This is a genomic window from Halorubrum sp. GN11_10-6_MGM, from assembly GCF_005435165.1.
Lineage (GTDB): Archaea > Halobacteriota > Halobacteria > Halobacteriales > Haloferacaceae > Halorubrum.
Genome location: NZ_SGUC01000001.1, coordinates 54,612 through 72,776, shown reverse-complemented (window position 1 = coordinate 72,776; position 18,165 = coordinate 54,612). Strand labels below are relative to the sequence as shown.

Annotated in this window: 16 protein-coding genes; 3 read left to right on the top strand and 13 right to left on the bottom strand. The window is 70.9% G+C overall.

What is annotated here, in order from left to right; translation table 11 throughout:
• Positions 1-38: 38 nt before the first annotated feature.
• The gene (gene pheT, locus EXE46_RS00360) at positions 39-1,820 is read right to left on the bottom strand and encodes a phenylalanine--tRNA ligase subunit beta (protein WP_137686521.1); all 1,782 of its coding nucleotides are present in this window, start codon (positions 1,818-1,820) and stop codon (positions 39-41) included.
• Positions 1,820-3,328: a phenylalanine--tRNA ligase subunit alpha gene (locus EXE46_RS00355; RefSeq protein ID WP_137686520.1), complete on the bottom strand. Its 1,509-nt coding sequence runs from the start codon at positions 3,326-3,328 to the stop codon at positions 1,820-1,822. The genes pheT and EXE46_RS00355 overlap by 1 nt, the downstream gene beginning before the upstream one ends.
• 151 nt (positions 3,329-3,479) lie before the next feature.
• Between EXE46_RS00355 and EXE46_RS00350 the strand changes: the two genes are divergently transcribed.
• Positions 3,480-3,785: a HalOD1 output domain-containing protein gene (locus tag EXE46_RS00350; protein ID WP_137686519.1), complete on the top strand. Its 306-nt coding sequence runs from the start codon at positions 3,480-3,482 to the stop codon at positions 3,783-3,785.
• 29 nt (positions 3,786-3,814) lie between these two features.
• Here EXE46_RS00350 and EXE46_RS00345 read toward each other — a convergent pair whose 3' ends face one another.
• The 8 genes from EXE46_RS00345 to EXE46_RS00310 form a co-directional block, all read right to left on the bottom strand.
• Entirely contained in the window at positions 3,815-4,492 is a 678-nt protein-coding gene (locus EXE46_RS00345; RefSeq protein WP_137686518.1) for a peptidase, read from the bottom strand.
• A 94-nt stretch (positions 4,493-4,586) separates the two neighbouring features.
• Positions 4,587-5,237, bottom strand: a complete 651-nt coding sequence (locus EXE46_RS00340; protein WP_137686517.1) for a chromosome partitioning protein ParA — start codon at positions 5,235-5,237, stop codon at positions 4,587-4,589.
• Positions 5,234-6,043: a hypothetical protein gene (locus EXE46_RS00335; RefSeq protein WP_137686516.1), complete on the bottom strand. Its 810-nt coding sequence runs from the start codon at positions 6,041-6,043 to the stop codon at positions 5,234-5,236. Before EXE46_RS00335 ends, EXE46_RS00340 begins: the two co-directional genes overlap by 4 nt.
• Before the next feature lie 53 nt (positions 6,044-6,096).
• Positions 6,097-6,912 (bottom strand): hypothetical protein, encoded by an 816-nt coding sequence (locus tag EXE46_RS00330; RefSeq protein WP_394348172.1) that lies wholly within the window; start codon positions 6,910-6,912, stop codon positions 6,097-6,099.
• Entirely contained in the window at positions 6,909-7,247 is a 339-nt protein-coding gene (locus tag EXE46_RS00325; protein WP_137686514.1) for a hypothetical protein, read from the bottom strand. Before EXE46_RS00325 ends, EXE46_RS00330 begins: the two co-directional genes overlap by 4 nt.
• A 105-nt stretch (positions 7,248-7,352) precedes the next feature.
• Positions 7,353-7,679, bottom strand: coding sequence for a hypothetical protein (locus EXE46_RS00320; RefSeq protein WP_137686513.1), 327 nt, complete (start codon positions 7,677-7,679; stop codon positions 7,353-7,355).
• Positions 7,680-9,782: a minichromosome maintenance protein MCM gene (locus tag EXE46_RS00315; RefSeq protein ID WP_137686512.1), complete on the bottom strand. Its 2,103-nt coding sequence runs from the start codon at positions 9,780-9,782 to the stop codon at positions 7,680-7,682. It abuts the gene before it with no gap.
• Positions 9,783-9,871: 89 nt separating this feature from the next.
• Positions 9,872-10,234 (bottom strand): TRAM domain-containing protein, encoded by a 363-nt coding sequence (locus EXE46_RS00310; RefSeq protein WP_137686511.1) that lies wholly within the window; start codon positions 10,232-10,234, stop codon positions 9,872-9,874.
• 222 nt (positions 10,235-10,456) lie between these two features.
• On the opposite strand from EXE46_RS00310, the gene EXE46_RS00305 reads away from it, so the two are divergent.
• Entirely contained in the window at positions 10,457-12,799 is a 2,343-nt protein-coding gene (locus EXE46_RS00305; protein ID WP_137686510.1) for a DEAD/DEAH box helicase, read from the top strand.
• Between the two features lie 55 nt (positions 12,800-12,854).
• Complete coding sequence (locus EXE46_RS00300; protein WP_199234081.1) at positions 12,855-13,649, top strand: endonuclease NucS domain-containing protein; 795 nt, start codon at positions 12,855-12,857, stop codon at positions 13,647-13,649.
• Positions 13,650-13,658: 9 nt separating this feature from the next.
• On the opposite strand, the gene EXE46_RS00295 is transcribed toward EXE46_RS00300, so the two are convergent.
• From EXE46_RS00295 to EXE46_RS00285, 3 genes are all read right to left on the bottom strand, one after another.
• A complete protein-coding gene (locus EXE46_RS00295; protein WP_137686509.1) occupies positions 13,659-14,645 on the bottom strand; it encodes a tyrosine--tRNA ligase in 987 nt (328 codons plus the stop codon).
• Between the two features lie 93 nt (positions 14,646-14,738).
• Complete coding sequence (locus tag EXE46_RS00290) at positions 14,739-16,802, bottom strand: DUF460 domain-containing protein (RefSeq protein ID WP_137686508.1); 2,064 nt, start codon at positions 16,800-16,802, stop codon at positions 14,739-14,741.
• Between the two features lie 97 nt (positions 16,803-16,899).
• Positions 16,900-18,102 (bottom strand): CBS domain-containing protein, encoded by a 1,203-nt coding sequence (locus EXE46_RS00285; protein ID WP_137686507.1) that lies wholly within the window; start codon positions 18,100-18,102, stop codon positions 16,900-16,902.
• Between the last annotated feature and the right edge of the window lie 63 nt (positions 18,103-18,165).

Here is an 18,165-nt window from a genome sequence, read left to right as displayed (position 1 = left end):
GGGTGTTCCGCCGACTCGCGTCTCGCCCGCTCTGCCGGTCAGCGTAACGCGTCGAGGTCGAACTCGAAGGCCGCGACCGGCACTTCGAGGTCGTGTTCGACGAGCACCGCGGGGTGGAGCTCGCCGATCACGCCGACGCGCTCGCCGTCGATCTCGACGGCGGCGGCGCGCCCCTCGATGAACGAGGGGTGTTCCGTCCGGGGGGTCGCCAGCTCGACGCCGAAGTCGTCACAGAGCGCCTGAAGGCGCCCCTTCGCGGCCTCGTAGGAAGCGTCTCGGCGGGCGACCGCGCCGGCGACGCGTCTGGACTCGGCGACGCCGGCGTCCGCGTCGTCGTCGCGCTCGGCGACGAAGCCGACCTCGGCGACGTCCTGCGGGTAGGCGTTGTGGGTGTTCCGCTCCAACAGCATGACGAGCGACGGGAGCGCCCAGGTGCGGAGCTGGGTGTACTCCTCGCTGTACGGCTCCGTGATCTCGACGGGGTCGCCGCCGCCGAAGACGCCGGCGCTCGCGTTCGACTCCTCCTCCTCGGCGATCGCGGCGCCGCCGGTGCCGGGTTCGACGTTCATCCGGTCGTAGTTCTCCGTCCCGCTCGTCATGTGGAAGTTCAGCAGGTCCTCGAACCCGAGCCCCACGAGGCTCGTCCGGACCGCGTCCTCCAGCCGCGAACGCTCGTGGCGCCCGCCGACCGTCCCCACGTCGGGGTAGCGCGGCTCCAGGTTGTCGAAGCCGTACGCCCGCCCCACGTCGTCGACGAGGTCGAGCGGGTGGAGCACGTCGACGCGGTACGGCGGAATCGAAACCTCGTAGCGCACGTCCTCGCCGAGGGTGTAGTCGGCGTCGAGCCCGGCTCGCTCGAAGCAGTCGACGACCTCCTCGGGTTCGAAATCGACTCCGAGCAGCGTCTCGATCCGGTCGTGCGAGACGGCCTTCTCGTCGGTGTCGAGGTTCGGGCGAACGAGCTCCGGCCCGTACTCGCTCGGGTGCGTCGCGCCGTCGGCGTAGTTCACCTCGACCTCCTCGATCGTCGCGCCGCGGGCCGACAGCGCGTAACAGATAATCGTACACATCCGGTCGATCGTCCACTGGTCCGTGCCGGTGAGCTCGACGAGCAGCTCGCGGGAGCCGGTCGTCACCTCGGTGCGCTTCCCGTTGATCACCGGCGGGAACGAGAAGAGGCCGAGCTCGTCGTAGATCGCCGGGTAGCGGTCGAGGTCCGCGACGAGGTCGGCGTAGGTCGTCCCCGTGTCGTGCTCCGACAGGACCTCGGCGGGCGTCAGCTTGTCGTTCGAGTCGAGCGGGACGAACGCCTCGCCGTCGGGGTCGACGCCGCGGTAGGTGACCGACGGTTCCGCGCCCTCCTGAAGCGGCGCGCCCTTCACCATCGCGAGGTCGTGGATGCCGATGGCGCCCTTCGCGCGGCCGCGGCCCATCGTCGCGTGGAGCTTCTCTTGGAGCTGGATCAGCGACTCCAGCGCCGCCTCGTCGAGGTCGACGCCGCGGACCACGGCGCCCGTGACGTACGGGCGCTCCTCCGGCACCGACTCGTCGACCTCGATGGTCCACTCGGGGTCGTTCGTGCTCGGTACGTACACGCCGCGGGCGTCGCCGTAGTGGTAGCGCAGCGAGCGCGCGACGCCCTCGACCGAGAGCCGGTCGAGGCGGTCGGGCGCGAACTCGAACTGGAACATCCCGTCGTCGGTCTCCCCTTCGAACTCCAAGCCGAGCCCGAACAGGTCGTCTTTGAGCGCCGCGTCCTCCTTCTCCTCGTGGCCGGTGAGCTCGCGGAGCTCGTCGGGGTCGATGTCGACGACGGGCATCAGTAGCTCACCTCCGCGTTCCGCAGGAAGTCGATGTCGGCCAAGGTCCCGTGGAGGTCGCGGATGTCCTCCGCGCCGGTGGTCAACATCGCGAGCCGTTCGAGGGCGAGCCCCCACGCCATCACGTCGCAGTCGACGCCGAGCGGGCCGGTGACCTCCTCGCGGAAGACGCCGGAGTTGCCGATCTCGATCTCCTCGCCCGTCTCCGGGTGCTCGCCGAACAGCTCGAAGGAGGGCTCGGTGTAGGGGTTATAATGCGGTTTGAACCGGATGTCCGTGATCCCGAACTGGCGGTAGAACTCCTCGAAGGTGCCCATCAGATCTCGGACCGAGAGGTCCTCGGCCATCACCCACCCTTCGATCTGGAAGAACTCCAAGAGGTGCGTCGGGTCGAGCGTGTCGTTCCGGTACACCTTCTCGACGGAGAAGTAGCGCTGCGGCGGCTCCAGTTCGGCGCCGGCGACCCCGGAGAGGTAGCGCATCGACAGCGACGTGGTGTGGCCGCGGAGCGCGACCTCGCGCGCGAAGTCGGCCGACCACGGCGAGTGGTAGCCGTCGCCGTCGATCCCCCACCCGTCGCGGTGGGCCGCCTCGACGCGGGCCATCAGCTCGTCCGGAATTCCCTCCATCGGGTCCACGTCGAGCGCGAACCGGTCCCAGTGGGTCCGCGCCGGGTGGTCCTGCGGCATGAACAGGCAGTCGTTGATCCAGAAGTCGGCGTCGGCGTGGGGGCCCTCCATCTCCTGGAACCCCATGCCGACGAGGACGTCCTTCACGCGGTCGGCGGTCCGGCGGAGGACGTGCTTTCGGCCCCCTCGGGCCGTCTCCGCCTCGGCCTCGACGTTGTACTCGGCGAACTCGGCGTCGCGCCACTCGCCGCTCGCGAGGAGTTCGGGCGTGAGCGCCCCGACCGTCTCGGTCGCCTCCACGCCGGTCATCAGCGCGTCGACGCCGTCGTCCGTGAGCCGAACCGTCCGCGTGACCGACTCGCCGCGGTCGACAAGTCCCCGGGAGGCCAACTGGTCGAGGACGTCTCCGTCGACGGCGGGGTCGTCGCCGTCGGCCAGCGCCGCGAGCGCCGTCGCCTCGGCGTCGGCGTCCGGGTCGGCGTCGGGATCGACCGATAGCTCGCCGCTCTCGACCGTTCCGAACCCCTTGCGCGCGAAGTTCGCGAGCGCGATGTCGACCTCGGGGCCCTCTAGCCCCGCCTCGCCGATGACCGCGCCCATCGAGACTGGTTTGGCGTCGGCGCCGGCGTCGAGTCCGGCCCGGTAGAGCCGCGTCTCGGGAAGCCCCGCCTCGACGTAACTCCGCCCCTCGTCGGTGAGTTCGAGGGTTTCGTCGGTCGCCGAGCCGACCGCGACGAGCCCCTCGTCGGCGAGGTCGAAGGCCGCGCCGGCGACCGTCTCCGGCTTCAGGCCGGTCTCCGCGGCTATCTCCGCCACCGTTCGTTCGTCCGTCGCGCTCGCGGCCTCGAGGACCGCGAGCTGTCGTTCCGGGAGTCGCATTCGAGTTATCTCTACACGCGTGCGGCTGATTGGTAACGGTTCCGGGACCGTGCCGCGACCGCGGCCGCGGTTCAGCGCAGTCGTCACGCCCGAACATCATGTTTGATAAATTGAACGATTGGGTTATATACTGCGTCGGAGTAGGGCGGGTATGAGCAGCGCAACGACCGGATCGAGTGATTCCGGTTCGGTACCGGAGACGGTCCGAATCCCTCACGGCGGCGACGGCCCCGCCCCCAGCCTCGCAGTCGTCGAGGCGATCGCCGAACTCGCCGGCGTCGACCCGGCCGACCTCCCCGAGGAAGGCGTGGTGCTGTACGACCACGTCGACCCAGACGCGCTGAACGAACTCGCCTCCGGCCGCTCGGACAGCAACGTCGACATCTCGCTCACGGTCGCGGGTTACGACGTCCGCGTCGGCCCCGACTCCGCGGTCGCCCGCCACTCGCGGAACTGAGCCGTCGCCGGTTCGGTTCGTTCTCCCCCTTACTCCTCGCCCGCCGATCGTCCGCGGAGCCGCTCGACCCGATCGCCGAGCGGCGGCTGGACCTCGAACCACGTCGACCAGTCGCCGGTCTCCGGTTCGACGCCGCGCCGCTCCGCGACGCGCTCGAACGCGTCGGCGACGCGGTCGGCACCGACCGCGTCCGCCGCACGCGCGTCGGCCGCGTACTGGACCCGCCGACCGGCCCAGAAGGAGACGAGTCCCACCGCGACGACGGCGGCGAAGCCGGACTCGAACGGGACGAGCGCCGTGACGACCGCCGCCAGCGCCGCCAGCACGGCGCCGACGGCGACGGCGCGAAACTCGGCGTAGTACGTCGCGACCCGCCCGGCCTCCGCCGCGAACAGCCCGACCGCGACGTCCTCGTCGAGGTCGGTCAACACGTCTTCCGTGAGGAACAACACCCGACGACGAGGCGGCCCCCGGACCGCGACCTCGGCGGGCCCCCGCTCCCCGCCGTCGCCCTCGTCGCCGGTCGACTCGATCGCGATCCGCTCGACGCCGAGCCCGCCCGGCTCCGCCAGCGCCGCGATCTGCGCGCGTTCCGCCTCTGTCGGCTCCCGCAGGTCACGGAAGCGGTCGGCCGCGTACAGCGGTCCCACCGAGACCGCGAGCGCGGCGACGACGGCGACCCCGAGGACGAACGCGACTCCGAGCATGGGTCTCGCCGACGGGACGGCCGGAGTAAAAAGACCCGGTGTCGCGTCTCCCGCGTTCGCGGTCGTTCGATCTCCGTCTCGCCCGTCCCCTGCTTCACTCGGGAACGCGCCGCGCGAGCGCCCGGACCGCCGCGGCGGCCTCGCTGTCGGGCGCGGCGGTCGCGACCGGCTCCTCCGCGGCGACGGACCGCCCGACGCGCGGGTCGGCCGGGACCACCTCGACCGGCGCGCCGAGCGCGTCGCCGATCGCGTCGATCGGCGGCGGCTCGGTCACGCGGTTGACCGCGCAGCCGACCAGCCCGGCGTCGAGTTCGCGGGCGAGCTCCCGGGTGCGGATCGCGTCGGCAAGCGCGAACGCCCGGGGCGAGACGACGAGGAGACAGGCGTCTGCGACCGCCAGCGGCACGCCCGCGTCCGCGCGCCGCCCCGCGGGACAGTCGACGACCACGGTCCCGAACTCGCGCTCGACCGCGGCGACCGCTTCCTCGAGTCGGGTCAGGTCGGCCGCCCGCGCGCCGGCCAGCGTCCGCCCGCACGGGACGACGTCGACCGGACCGGGGCGGACCGTCTCGATCGGGTCCGCCGCGCCGGCGAGGACGTCGTGGAGGTCGGGGCCGCGGCCGTTCGGGAGGTCCGCCATGCCGAGGTCGGCGTCGACGACGACCCCGCCGAGCTCGGCGGCGAGGTTGTACGCGAGGGTCGTCTTTCCCACGCCGCCCTTCCCGCCCGCGACCGCGAGGATCACGCGAGCCGCTCCAGCGCCCCGGTCGGGGCCTCGCTCTCCTCGGCGCGCTCGGCCAGCGCCGCGGCACGGTCCCGGACCGCCCGCAGGCGCTCGGCGTCGGCCGCGACGCGCTCGTCGAGCTCCGCGACCGCGTCGAGGCCGCCGGCTTCCTCGACGACACCCGCCGCCGTCGCGAGGTCGGCGTCGGTCAGCCGCTCCGCCCGCTCGATCCGCGCCTCGACGGCCGCGAACCACGCGTCGATCGCGTCGCGGTCCGTCTCGCTCGGCGACGGCTCGACGGTCCCGGACCGACCCGCGTCGCCGCGCCGGCCGCCCTCGTTCGCGTCGCCGTCGGTCGTTCCCCCGCCGTCTCCTCTCCCGTCGGCCGAGCCCCCGTCGCCTTCATCGTCCCCTTCGCCGCCGTCGCGGTCGCCCGCTTCACCCCCGGTGACTGCTCGTCGCGGCGGACGATGCGATTCGAGGTCGCGCACCGCCGACAGCGCGACGTTCTCGCTCCCGGCGTCCGCCGTGGGATCGCCGTCCGCGGCCGCCGGCACGGGCTCGACGCTCGCGATTTCGACCGGCGGCTCGACCGGCTCGGCGAGCGCCGCGAACCCGAACGCCCTGCGTTCGCCCGAGTCGATCACCGCGGTCACACTCTCGGCGTCCCATCCGGATTCGGGGACGCCTCCGCGCCGCGGGGGAAGCACCGGACCGTCCAGCCGGCTCTCGATCCGGACGCGCCGCGGTACCGTTCCGTCGTTGCGCACCCGGACGCCGACGAGCGAGGCGCCCCCCTCGCGGTCGACCGACCAGTCGAGTTCCATGCGCCGGGTCCCGCGGAATCGTATTTAAGCGTCGGGGGACCTCCGGCTCGGTGTCAGCGCTCGCCGGATGCCTCGGATTCAGCCGACGGATCCACGACGCGGACCGCGGCCGTCCGAAGCAGCGACCTCGCGCTCCGCTCGGACGCCGCGACCGCTCGGGCCGCGTCGCCGCGCAGCTCCACGGCGCCGTCGATCGCCGCGATCCTGACCGCCGCGAGCGACGCCGCGACCGGGTCCCCGTCGTACGCGCCCGGTTCCTCGCCGGCCGCGCTCGGATCGCCGCCCGGAACGACCGCGAGCGCGCGCCGGAACGCCGGGTACACCGCTTCAGCGAGCTCTCGGCGGGCGGTCCGGCGCCGGTTTCGAAGCCGGTCGCGGAGCCGCAGCCGTCGCCGGCGCTCGTCGCGGTTCCGGGCCGCCTCGGTCCGCGCGCGTTCGAGCGCTTGCTCGGCGGCGATCGCCTCCGTCTGCGCGGCCGACAGCTCCGCTGCCGCCGCCTCCAGGTCGTCGATCGTCTCCCCCGCCTCGGCGTCGACCGCGCGGCGCGCTTGCGCGTCGCCGCGCAGCGCCGCGACCCGTTCCTTCAGCCGCGCTATCTCTCCGGTCGTCTCGGCGACTCGCCGTCGGGCCTCCGTCAGGTCGACCGGGTCGATCTCGATCGCCGCGAGCTCGGCCTCGATCTCGTCGATCTCCGCCGCGACCGACGCGCTCCGTCCCCGGGAGCGCGCGGCCGCCGCGAGCTGTGGTCTGACCCCGGCGTCGGTCGGCAGGCAGCCGAGCACCGAACTCGGTTCCGGACGCTCTTCGACGGGAGCGCTCCCGCTTTTCTGGGGGTCCGATCCCGACGATGTCGACATCGCGTCGGTCACAGCTCTCGGTCGCGCATGTCGTCCGGGTCCGGGTGCTCCGTCCCCGCCGCGAAGGCGGCGTACGGCGTCGACTTCGCGGACCGGTCCGCGTAGGCGGCGGCGGCCGTGCGAACCGCGTCGTCGACGGCGACGAACTCGTTGAACGGCTCGGTGCGCTCTATCTGAACGTCTCCGCCGTGCGACTCCCGCAGCCGCAGGGCGAGGAACGCGGCGTACACCGTCTCGTCGAACAGCGCGGCGCGACCGAACCGCCGGGCGACGACCGACTCGTGGCGGCGACACAGGTTTCGGAGGCCGGTTCTGGCGGCCGCCGAATACGTCACGACCAGCAGCACGCCCGCCGCTGGTCGATTTTGGAATTTAGCCGTTCCGGACCGGAACGTTTCAGTCGTCGTTAGCGACGGCGGACCGGCCTCCGCGCTCGGCGCCGACCGAAGCGGTCAGAACCGCTCGACCTCGAACTCGGGGTCGTCGCCGCCGGTGGAACTCCCATCGCTGGCGACGTCGCTGGTGTCTCCCCCGCCGTCGACGTCGCTGGCCGCGAGGACGCGCTCGCGTGCGGCCGGTTCCGAGGGCGCGACGACGACGGTCCCGTCGACGGGGTCGTCGCCGACCGCGCGGTACACGTCGCCGTCGCCGTCGAACTCGGTCGCGTACGTCCGCAGCACGGCCGCGACGCGCCGCTCGGTGGCCGCGAGGTCGGCATCGCCGTTCTCGAACTCGCGGAGCGCGTCCTCGACGTTCCGTATCGCGGAGATGCGGTCCATCTACGTCGTCCGGAGGTGGCCCTGCTTGGGCTCGTACACTTCCCCCTTCGTGCGGAGCTTCTCGATCTCCCCTTCCGCCTTCCCCGGGTCCATCCCGACCTCGCCCGCGCGGTCGAGCACCTCGTCGACCGGGGCGCCGTCCTCGTACTCCTCCTCGATGTCGGCGATGAGCGCCTTGATGTTCTTGATGCGGTCGCGCTGGCTCTTCGAGGTGCCCGTCTCGACCACGTCGGCGTCGAACTGCCCCGTCTCCGGGTCGACGCCGATGTCCTTGAGACACGACTCGACGATGTCCGTCGCGCGGTCCGCGTCCTCGCGCTCGACGGTGTCCGAGAGCCGCACCCGCGCGCTGGCCTCCGAGAGCCGCACCATCGCCTCCAGCTTCCGGGCGGTGACCGGCACCGGCGCGTCCTCGTCGGCGCCCTTCGAGCGCAGGTCGACGTAGAACTCCTCTATCACCTCCTTCGCCGCCTCCGTCATCGTTGGGAAGCAGGACCGCTTCGCGTGGGCGATGTACTTGCGCAGCAGCTCCGCGTCGATCTCCGGCGCGACCTCCTCGGTCACCTCCGCCACCTGCTCCGAGGTGAACTCCGAGCTCGCCAGCTCCTCGCGCTGGGTGTTGAGCTCGCCGGCGTAGTTCGTCTTGATGATGTGTTTGGCCAGCCGGGAGTCGTGCTCCGGGTCCGGGCTGTCCGTCACGGTGAAGATCAGGTCGAACCGCGAGATGAGCGCGGGCTCTAAGTCGATCTGCTCGCCGATCGGCTCGTACTGATCGAAGCGGCCGTACTTCGGGTTCGCCGCGCCGAGCAGCGAGCAGCGAGCCTTCAGCGTCGCGTTGATACCCGCCTTCGAGACGCTGATCTTCTGCTGTTCGAGGCCCTCATGGAGGGCACTGCGGTCGCTCGAATCCATCTTGTCCAGCTCGTCGACAGCGGCTATGCCTTTGTCTGCGAGGACGAGAGCCCCGGCTTCGAGCGACCACTGCTGGCCGTCGCCGAAGTCGTCGCGGACGGCCGCGGCGGTCAGGCCCGCCGCGGACGACCCCTTCCCAGACGTGTACACAGAGCGCGGTGCGATATTTTCTACATACGAAATCATTTGAGATTTACCCGTTCCGGGGTCGCCAATAAGGAGCATGTGGAGGTCTCCGCGGATCCGCGAGCCGTCGGGGAGGTGTTTGGTGACGCCGGAGAACAGCTGGAGGATCATCGCGAGCTTCTCCTCCTCGTAGCCGTAGATAGCGGGCGCGATGGAGTCGACCATCGCCTCGTAGATGTCGTCGCGCTCGGAGAGCTCGATGATCTCGCGTTTGTCCGCGTCGGTGATGTCCATGTCCTCGAACTCCTCGTCCTCGATGGAGATGGAGACGCCGTCCATGTACAGGTCGAAGATGGCGGACTTCTCGTTGCCCTGTTCGACCTGCTCGATGTGGAGGACGCCGACGCAGGTGACGTGGTCGCCCGGGCTCACCTTCCCCGTGATGTCGTCGACGATGTCGACGTCGAGCGACTGCGGCGTCTCGCCGCCGCGCAGCCCCTCGGGCGACTCCTGAATCCGGAGCTTCTGGGAGTCGACGAACTCGGACTGATCGAAGTTGACGCGGAACGGGCCCTGCCGTTCGCAGCCCTGACACTCGTGGGGTTCCTGAAAGCCGCCGTCCGACTGGGGGATGTACGTCATCGTGCCGCAGCGCTGGCACTCGAAGGCGGCCTCGGTCACCTTCGGGCGGACGTCCGTGGCCTTGCGGACGATCCCCTGGACCGAGACGAGCTTGCCGATGTGGTCGTCGTGGACGCGGATTCCGCGGATGTCGACGCTCTCGGGGAGCTCCTCGATGCGGACGTGCGCGCGGCCGAGGCTGACGTCGGCGGGGAGGTCGTAGAGCCGCAGCGCCTCCTCGGCGTACTCGCGCATCTGGTCCGGCTTGTTGAGGAAGTCCTCGGCGAGGTCGCGGTCGAACTGAAAGAGGTCGTCGTAGGAGATGTACAGCGAGCGCTGCTCGTTGGGGTACCGCTGGGCGAGTTGGCCGATATCCTCTCTGTAGTAGTTACGATAGAACTGAATGAACCGCTCCGTGAGGTCCTGGGTGCCGGCCTGAGCCATTGCGACACCACTTCGTCGGCATCACGTATGAACCTCCGGTTCGGAGCGGACGTGGTCGTGCGGGGGTGTGTGAAGGCCCGCCGTGCCCCCTACGCCCGCCCGACGAACGTCGCGTCGGCCGAGGTGCGTCCCTCGTTGAACGAGAGCACCTTCGCGCGGATCACGTCGCCCGGTTCGAGCCCGCTCGGGATGCCCTCGGTGAAGAGGACGAATCCCTCGACCTTCCCGACGGCGACCTCCTCGCCGGAGTGGTGGTCGGTGAGCTCGGTGACGCCGAACTCGTACGTCTCGCCGATCTCGACCGGCGGCTCGCGCTCCTGTGCCGCCTCGTGCGCGCGCTTCGACTCGCGCGCCTCGCTCGACGGTCCGCGAAGTCGGCGGGCGAGCACGAACAGCGCGAGCAGCGCGACCGCGACGGCGATACCGACGACGACCGGCGAGGTGGGAATCATACCCACCCGGTCGGCCGCTGCCACCTAAACGGTGTGGGTCCGCGGCGGCGCGTCGCCGTCCGACGGTCGCGAGGCGGCGGCGCCGGTGACGACACGCCGCCTCGCGACCGAGTCGATCGCGGCGCGGCCGCATGAGAAACGCCTTTGCCCTCGAAGCCCCCGTCTCGATCCGATGCGACACAGCCGCGGTTCCCGACGACTCGCGCACGGGTGTGGTGTGCCGTGAAGGTCGCGGACGCGGTGCCGGAGTTCGCCGACGCCTTCGGGTTCGACGAGTTCAATCGGATGCAACGCGAGGCGCTGCCGGGAATTCTGGAGACCGACCACAACGTCGTCGCGTCGGCGCCGACCGCCTCGGGGAAGACCGCGCTCGCCGAACTCGCCATCTGTAAGACGCTCTCGGAGGGCGGCACCGCCCTGTTCGTCGCGCCGCTGCGCGCGCTCACCAACGAGAAGGAGAGCGAGTGGGAGCGGTTCGAGGAGCTGGGCTACTCCGTCTACGTCGTCTCCGGGGAACGCGACCTGAACCCGCGGCGCGCCGAGCGCGCCGACGTGCTGGTGACGACGCCGGAGAAGGCCGACAGCGCGACCCGGAAGCACGACTCCGCGCGCTACTCCTTTATCACCGACGTGGACTGCGTCGTCATCGACGAGGTTCACCTGCTCGACTCCGAGAAGCGCGGCGCGGTGCTGGAGGTCACGGTCTCGCGGCTCCGCCGGCTCCAGGACCCCCGCGTCGTGGCGCTGTCGGCGACGATGCCGAACATCGACGACGTCGCGGAGTGGCTCGACGCGCCCGCGGAGACGACGTACGCCTTCGGCGACGAGTACCGCCCCGTCGATCTGGAGACCGGCGTGAAGACGTACTCGCACGGCTCGAACGCGTTCGCCGACAAGTACCGCCGGCTCTACCGCGCGCTCGATCTGGCCGAGCCGCACGTCCGCGAGGACGGGCAGGCCCTCGTCTTCGTCTCCTCCCGGCAGGACACGGTTCAGGCCGCCAAGAAGGCGCGCGACGAGATCACGGAGCGCGACATCCCGATCGACTCGCGGGGCGACTACGACTTCCACAACGAGGCGAAGGAACTGACCAACGACACCCTCAGACAGTCGGTCACCGACGGCGTCGGCTTCCACCACGCCGGACTCGGAAAGGAGGACCGCGACCGCGTCGAGGAGTGGTTCAAGCAGGGGAAGATCAAGTTCCTCTTCTCGACGTCGACGCTCGCGTGGGGGGTGAACCTCCCCGCGCGCTGCGTCGTCATCCGCGACACGAAGTACCACGACCCGCTGGAGGGCGAGACCGACATCTCGCCGCTGGACGTGCTCCAGATGCTCGGACGCGCCGGTCGGCCGGAGTACGACGACGTGGGATACGGCTGGGTCGTCTGCGACCGCGCGGACGCGGACAAGTACCGGAAACTGCTCCGCGAGGGCAAGGCGATCGAGTCGCGGCTCGCGGCCGACCTCAAGTCCCACCTCAACGCCGAGATCGCGATGGGAACGATCCGCGGGCTCGAAGACGTGATGGCGTGGCTGGAGACGACCTTCTACTACGTCCGAGCACGGTCGAAGCCCGACCAGTACGACTTCCCGACGCTGCGCGACCGCGTGCGCGACCACTTGGACTCGCTCGTCGACGACGGGTTCGTCGCGGCCGGCGACGACCTCGCGGTCGAGCCGACCGCGCTCGGGCGCCTCGCCTCGAAGTACTACCTCCGCCTGGACACCGCGCGGCGCTTCCGACGGCTCGCGGACCGCGAGACGCTCACGGTCGACGGGGTGTTGGAGACGGTCGCGGCCGCCGGCGAGTTCGACTCCGTCTCCGCGCGCTCGGCCGAGTCGGACGCGATCGACCGGATCCTCGACGGCCGCGACACCGACCTCGAAGACGGCCATCGCAAGGTGTTCGCCATCCTGCTCGCCGGGATGGCCGACTCGATCCCCTCGGACCTCCGGTCGGACGCGTGGGTGATCCGGCAGAACGCGCTCCGCCTGCTCGCCGCGCTCGCGGAGTTCCTCGACCGTTTCGCCGGTCCCCGCGCCGCCAACCTCGCGCGCCGCGTCGAGGCCCGCGTCGAACACGGCGTCTCCCGCGAAGCCGTCGCGCTCACGGCGATCGAGGGGGTCGGCTCCGGCCGCGCCGAGCGCCTCGCGGACGCCGGTCTCACCTCGCCCGCCGACGTCGTCGACGCCGGCGCGGACGAACTCGAACGCGCCGGCATGAGCGGCTCCGTCGCGGAGCGGATCGTCGAGGCCGCGCGCGACTGTCCACGGATCGACGTCGACTGGGGGGAGTTCCCGGACGCCATCGCAGTCGGCGAGAACGAGCTGTGCGAGGTCGCCGTCGCGGCCGTCTCCGGGAGCGCTCGTGCCGGCATCCGCGTCACCGTCAACGACGTGGAGATGACCGCGACGACGACGTACCTCGACGGCGAGACGGCCGTCCCGGTCGGCGTGTTCGGTCCACCCGACGCCGACGAGCTGGAGTTCACTGTCGCGGTCGTCTTCCCCGACCTCCCGCTGCTGCCGGTCACGGCGACGCGAACGGTTCGCGTCGACTAACGGTGATAAACCTCCGTGACGACCGCTTAACACCGATGCCGCGGCCAGCCGTCGTATGCCGCAACGACTCCGCGTGCTGGCCGGCGACTGCGAGGTAATCGACCGCGGCGATCGCACCCGCACCCACCGCGGGCGCGTCGTCGTCCTGATAAAACCCGACGACACGACGCTCGTCCACGACGCCGACGGCTACCAGCCCGTCGCGTGGCTCACCCGCCCCGAGAGCGTCGTCGTCGAGGGCGACGGCGACGGGTTCACCGTCACCGCCCGCGACGGCTCCCGGCAGCTCCGGGTGGTCGCCACGGAGGCGACCGCGAGCCGCGCGCTCCCCGTCACCGAGGCGGGCGTCCCCGTCGGGACCTGCCCCGAGGACGGCGGATCGCTCGTTCGCTCGCGGGGCGACGTGGTGTGTCTCGACTGCGAGACGCGCTGGGGACTGCCGGCGGGCGCGAGCGTCACGGACGCGACCTGCGACGACTGCGGCCTCCCGAAGATCCGCGTCGAGCGCGGCGAGCCGTTTCACCTCTGTCTCGACCCTGCCTGCGACCCGATGGAAGACGCCGTCAGCGAGCGATTCGACGGGATTTGGGACTGCCCGGACTGCGAGGGCGACCTGCGGGTCCGCTTCGCGCCCGGCCGGGTGTACCTCGGCTGCGAGAACGACCCCGACTGCGAGACCACCTTCTCGTTCCCGGCCGGCGTCGTCGTCGGCGAGTGCGACTGCGGGCTCCCCCTCTTCGAGACGGCGGCGGGGCTCGGCTGTCTGGACGGGACCTGTCCGCTCGACGGGCACGCGGTGAGAGAAAACGCGGAGACCGGAACGACGGGCCGGCCGGATTCGAACGTCTGATACCGGCGACTACTCCGCGAGCTGCTGGCGCCCCGGCGCGATGAGGCGGTCGAGGTACTCCGCGAGCGCGCCCTTCGCGTCCGCGGGGTGAAGCTCGCCGGCCTCCAGCTCGGCCTCCAGCTCGTCGTAGGTGTCGTACTCCAGATCCCCGCCGTACTCCTCGGGGCGCTCGACGACGATCGACTCGAACCGCGGGAACACGTGGTACTCGAACACCTGAAGGACGGGGTTCTCGCGCGACTCGCCGTCGTCGGTCGGCTCGGGGTCGGCCGTCGGCGGGCAGTAGGCGTTGTTCACCTTCGACTCGATCTCCTCGCGGGAGTCCTCCATCGAGATCGTGACGCCCTCGCTGGAGGACATCTTCCCGCGGCCGGTCGCGAGATCGGCGATGAGCGGCGTGTGAAGGCTCGTCGGCGGCTCGCGGTCGATGCTCGGGAGCACGTCGCGCGCGAGCATGTGGACCTTGCGCTGCTCCATCCCGCCGACCGCGAGGTCGACGCCGAGGTACGGGATGTCGAGCGCCTGCATCAGCGGGTAGACGGCCTGCGACACCTTCACCGAGTCCCCCGACGTGATCTCGGCCATCGCGCGCTCGGCGCGGGCGAGGGTGGTCTCCAGTTCGAGGGCGTGGAGGTCGAGGGTGTAGTCGTCGTCGAGCTGGAAGTCGGAGCCGAGGACGAACTGCGTGTTCGACTCGTCGAGCCCGTAGGCGATGAACTGGTCGCGCATCCGTTCGGCGGTGTGGCGGATCTCCTCGAACGACCCCTTGTCGTTGAGGTAGGCGTGTACGTCGGCCAACAGGACCGTCACCTCGAAGCCGGCCTCTTGGAGGTCGATGAGCTTGTTCGCGGTGAGCATGTGACCGATGTGGAGCACGCCCGAGGGCTCGTAGCCGACGTACGCCCGCTTGCCCTCGGGGTCGTCGGCCAGCGCCTCGATCTCCGCCTCGGTGACCACCTCGGCCGCGTTCCGGGTGATCAGCTCGTGAGCGTCCATACCTCCGACTGTGCGCTCCCGGACATATGACTTCTGGATGCGTGCCGACGACTCACGCGGACCGTCCCGGCGCGCGGACCGCCGACGAGTCCCTCAGTCGGTCTCCTCGGTCTCGGGCAGCGTCCGCCCCGCCCGGTGTTCGGAGATGATCCGGTCGATCCGCTCGGCCTTCTCGTCGCGCCGGCGCTGTTCGGCGCGCTCCTCCCAGTCGTCGACGGCGGCGGCGAGGTCCTCCTCGCTCGCGACCGCCAGCTCGTCGACCTCGCGGACCGGGACGGCGTCGGCGGCCACCACCGGAACCCCCCGCTCGAACAGCACCGCGTCGGCGACGTCCGAGAGGTTGCCCTCGCCGCGTATCACCGCCCGCGGCTCCGCCTCGGCGAGCCGCTCCGCGGTCCGGCGGCCGGCCCCGGACGCGTCCCGGAGGAACACCACGTCCCCCGCGACGAGCCCGTACGCATCGTCGGCGGCGTCGAGCGCGTCGAGCGTGAACTGCTCGACCACCTTCACGCTCACGAGCCCTCGCCCCTCCGCGACGTCGCCGAAGTTCGAGTGGTCGAGCCGCCACAGCTCCTTTAGCGTCTCCACCTTCCGTTCGAGGTCTTCGACGCGCTCCTGCGCCTCGTCGCGCTCGCGCTCCAGCCGGTCCGTCTCGCGCTCCAGCCGCGACACCGCCCGTCGCGTGCGCGCCTCGATGCGCTCCTCGCGTTTCGACTCCTCTAACTCCCCCTCCAGCTCGTCGATTCGGTCGTCGCGCTCGTCGAGGTCGTCTTCGAGCGACTCGGCGTGCGACTCCAGCCGGTCGACGCGCTCGCGGAGTCGCCGGATCGTCTCCTCCTCCTCGGTGCGCTCCGGCTCCGTGGGATCCGTCCCGTCCGCGTCGCCGTCGCCGCTCCCGCCGCCACCGTCGCCGTCGTCCTCGCTCAGGTCGTCGACGACGGCCTCGACCGACGACCCGCCCGCGACGACGCCGGCGATCACCGCCTCGCGGTCGAGCCGCGGCGGGGTCTTCGCCGCGATCCGCTCGAACTGGTCCTCGTGGTCGTCGTAGGCGTACAGTGCCGCCGCGAGCGCGTCGCGCTCGTGGTCGTTGGCGTAGCTCGCCTCGCGGGTCCGGTGGAGCTTCTCGTCGACCGGGAGGTCCGTGGTAGGGCGCCAGCCGGCGGCGTCGAACGAGCGCCGGAACTTCTCGACCGTCTCCGGCATCGGCTCGACGTCGGCGGCGACGATGATCGGCCGGCCCTGCTCGACGATCCACTCCGTCACCTCGGCGGTGTCGCCGGTCCGCGAGGAGTACAACGCGTGGACGGTGCCGTCGAGGCCGACGACCGCGGCCGCGGTGGTGGTGCCGGGGTCGATGCCGACGATGACGCGGTCGCGGCGCTTGACCAACGGCTCGTACTCGATCCCGTCGCGACGCTCGCGCTCGACCTCGACGCGTACGTCGCCCGCCCGCGAGTTCGAGACGGGGATCTCCTCCGGGCGGGCCGCGACCGTGAACGTCGCGTTCGCGTAGCCGCCGTACTTCTCGGTCACGTCGCGCTCGAAGTCGAGGTTCGCCTCCTTCAGCTTCGACTGGACCTGCCGCGTCCGCTTCCTGACGTTGCCGTGGATGCGGCGCGTGTACCGGTCCTGACTCCACCCGCCCTTTCCGGTCGAGCGCCCTCGGGACACCTTTACCCGCGTCTCGTCGGTGAACGCGGTCACCTCGTGGCCGACGTTCGCGGCCGCGAGCCGGGCGGCCGCCTCGGCCTCCTTCATCGGTTTCTTTCCGTACGGAATCCCGTGTCTGGAGGCGACTCTGGAGAGCGGCTCCGGCCGCTCCGCGCCGGTTACCTGAACGAGTCGGGTGCCGTCGGGTAGCGACCGGAGGAACCCCACGAGCTCCCCCTTGTCCGCCGCCAGCTCGTAGGCGTTGTCGGTGGCGACGTACAGCGGTTCGCGGTCGTCGATCAGGCGGCAGAGCTTCCGGAAGGAGACGACGTCGCGGGTCACTCGGGCCATCGGGCCGTCGGCGTCCGGGGCGTCCGGGTCGTCCTCGTCGACCGGGTCGAGTATCACGAGCGCGTAGGAGGGACTGTCGCCGCGGACGTCGCCGCTGTGGACGTCGACGCCGAACACCGGCCGGTCGCGGGCGCGGATGGTCCGGGTTGTCACGCACCGAGGTAAGTCGTTGCCGCGTATATACCCCACGCCGGGGGCGATGACGCCGACGCGGCGGCCGATCGCGACTCAGATCGCCGGCCGAGCGGCCTCAGAACACGCCGGGACCCTCGTCCGGCTGCGCGCGCCGCCCGCCGATGACCCGCGGCGTCCCGCCGGTCTGGATGATGTTGAACGCGGTCATCAGGTCCGACCGCGAGATGAGGCCGACGAGCTCACCGTCGGCGTCGACCACCGGCAGGCGTCCGACGCCGTGCTCCTGCATGGTCTGGAGGGCGCTCAGGGCGTCTGCCTCCGGGGCGACCCCGACGACGTCGGTCGCCATCACGTCGTCGACGCGGTAGGCGTCGCGCTCCACCTCGCGGACCGACCGGGCGTCCTCTAAGGTGACCATCCCGACGAGGTCGTCGCCGGCGAGGACCGGGTAGCCGGTGTGGCGCTCCTCGAACATCCGGCTCATCAGGTCGGCGACCGAGGTGTCCTCCGTCACCGTGTGGAGGTTCTCGCGCGGCGTCATCACGTCGCCGACGGTGACGTCTTCGAAGGCGGCCTTCAGGGTGGTCTGTTGGGCCTCCCCGGAGGCGGCGATGTAGACGAAGAAGGCGAGCACGATGAGCAGCAGCTGGAAGGTGAACAGGCCGACGATCCCCATCAGGAACGCGAACACCTTTCCGACCGAGGCGGCCCGCTGGGTCGCCTGCGCGTGCGGCTGGTTCCGCGCGAGCAGCGCCCGGAGGACGCGCCCGCCGTCCATCGGGAACGCCGGGAGCATGTTGAACACCGCGAGGACGACGTTCAACAGCGCGAGGTAGCCGAAGACGAAGAGGGCGGCGTTCACCGCGACCGAGGCACCCGTCCCGGCGGGCAGGGCGAAGACGATCCCGTAGCAGGCGACCCCGACCCCGACGCTGACCAGCGGCCCGGCGATCGCGATCCAGAACTCGTGTTTCCAGTCTTCGGGGAACTCGGCGAAGCTGGCGAGGCCGCCGAGCAGCCACAGCGTGATCGACTCGATCTCGTACCCGTACCGCATGGCGACCAGCGAGTGGCCGAACTCGTGGAGCAGCACGCCGACGAACAGCCCGATCGCCGCTGCCAGCCCGAGCAGCCACGGCGCCGGTCCCGACGCGAGTACGGCCGCGTCGATCCCGAGCCCCGCGGTCTCGTTCATCACCTCGACGATCGTTCCGACCTGCTGACCGATGAGGTACGCGAAAAGCGGTAAGACGAGCAGAAACGTCCAGTTGAGGCGGATCGGAATCCCGAACGCGCTCCCGACATTGATCCCACGCATGCCCTCGAGTTCGGCCGGTGATCGGTTAAGTCACCGGGTCCGTGCGGTGATCGGTTAAGTACC

Coding starts and splice junctions, on each gene's coding strand:
- EXE46_RS00350 (WP_137686519.1), top strand. CDS start 3,480: ATGAGCAGCGCAACGACCGGATCGAGTGATTCCGGTTCGGTACCGGAG.
- EXE46_RS00345 (WP_137686518.1), bottom strand. CDS start 4,492: ATGCTCGGAGTCGCGTTCGTCCTCGGGGTCGCCGTCGTCGCCGCGCTC.
- EXE46_RS00355 (WP_137686520.1), bottom strand. CDS start 3,328: ATGCGACTCCCGGAACGACAGCTCGCGGTCCTCGAGGCCGCGAGCGCG.
- EXE46_RS00295 (WP_137686509.1), bottom strand. CDS start 14,645: ATGGACGCTCACGAGCTGATCACCCGGAACGCGGCCGAGGTGGTCACC.
- EXE46_RS00310 (WP_137686511.1), bottom strand. CDS start 10,234: ATGATTCCCACCTCGCCGGTCGTCGTCGGTATCGCCGTCGCGGTCGCG.
- EXE46_RS00285 (WP_137686507.1), bottom strand. CDS start 18,102: ATGCGTGGGATCAATGTCGGGAGCGCGTTCGGGATTCCGATCCGCCTC.
- pheT (WP_137686521.1), bottom strand. CDS start 1,820: ATGCCCGTCGTCGACATCGACCCCGACGAGCTCCGCGAGCTCACCGGC.
- EXE46_RS00300 (WP_199234081.1), top strand. CDS start 12,855: ATGCCGCAACGACTCCGCGTGCTGGCCGGCGACTGCGAGGTAATCGAC.
- EXE46_RS00335 (WP_137686516.1), bottom strand. CDS start 6,043: ATGGAACTCGACTGGTCGGTCGACCGCGAGGGGGGCGCCTCGCTCGTC.
- EXE46_RS00315 (WP_137686512.1), bottom strand. CDS start 9,782: ATGGCTCAGGCCGGCACCCAGGACCTCACGGAGCGGTTCATTCAGTTC.
- EXE46_RS00320 (WP_137686513.1), bottom strand. CDS start 7,679: ATGGACCGCATCTCCGCGATACGGAACGTCGAGGACGCGCTCCGCGAG.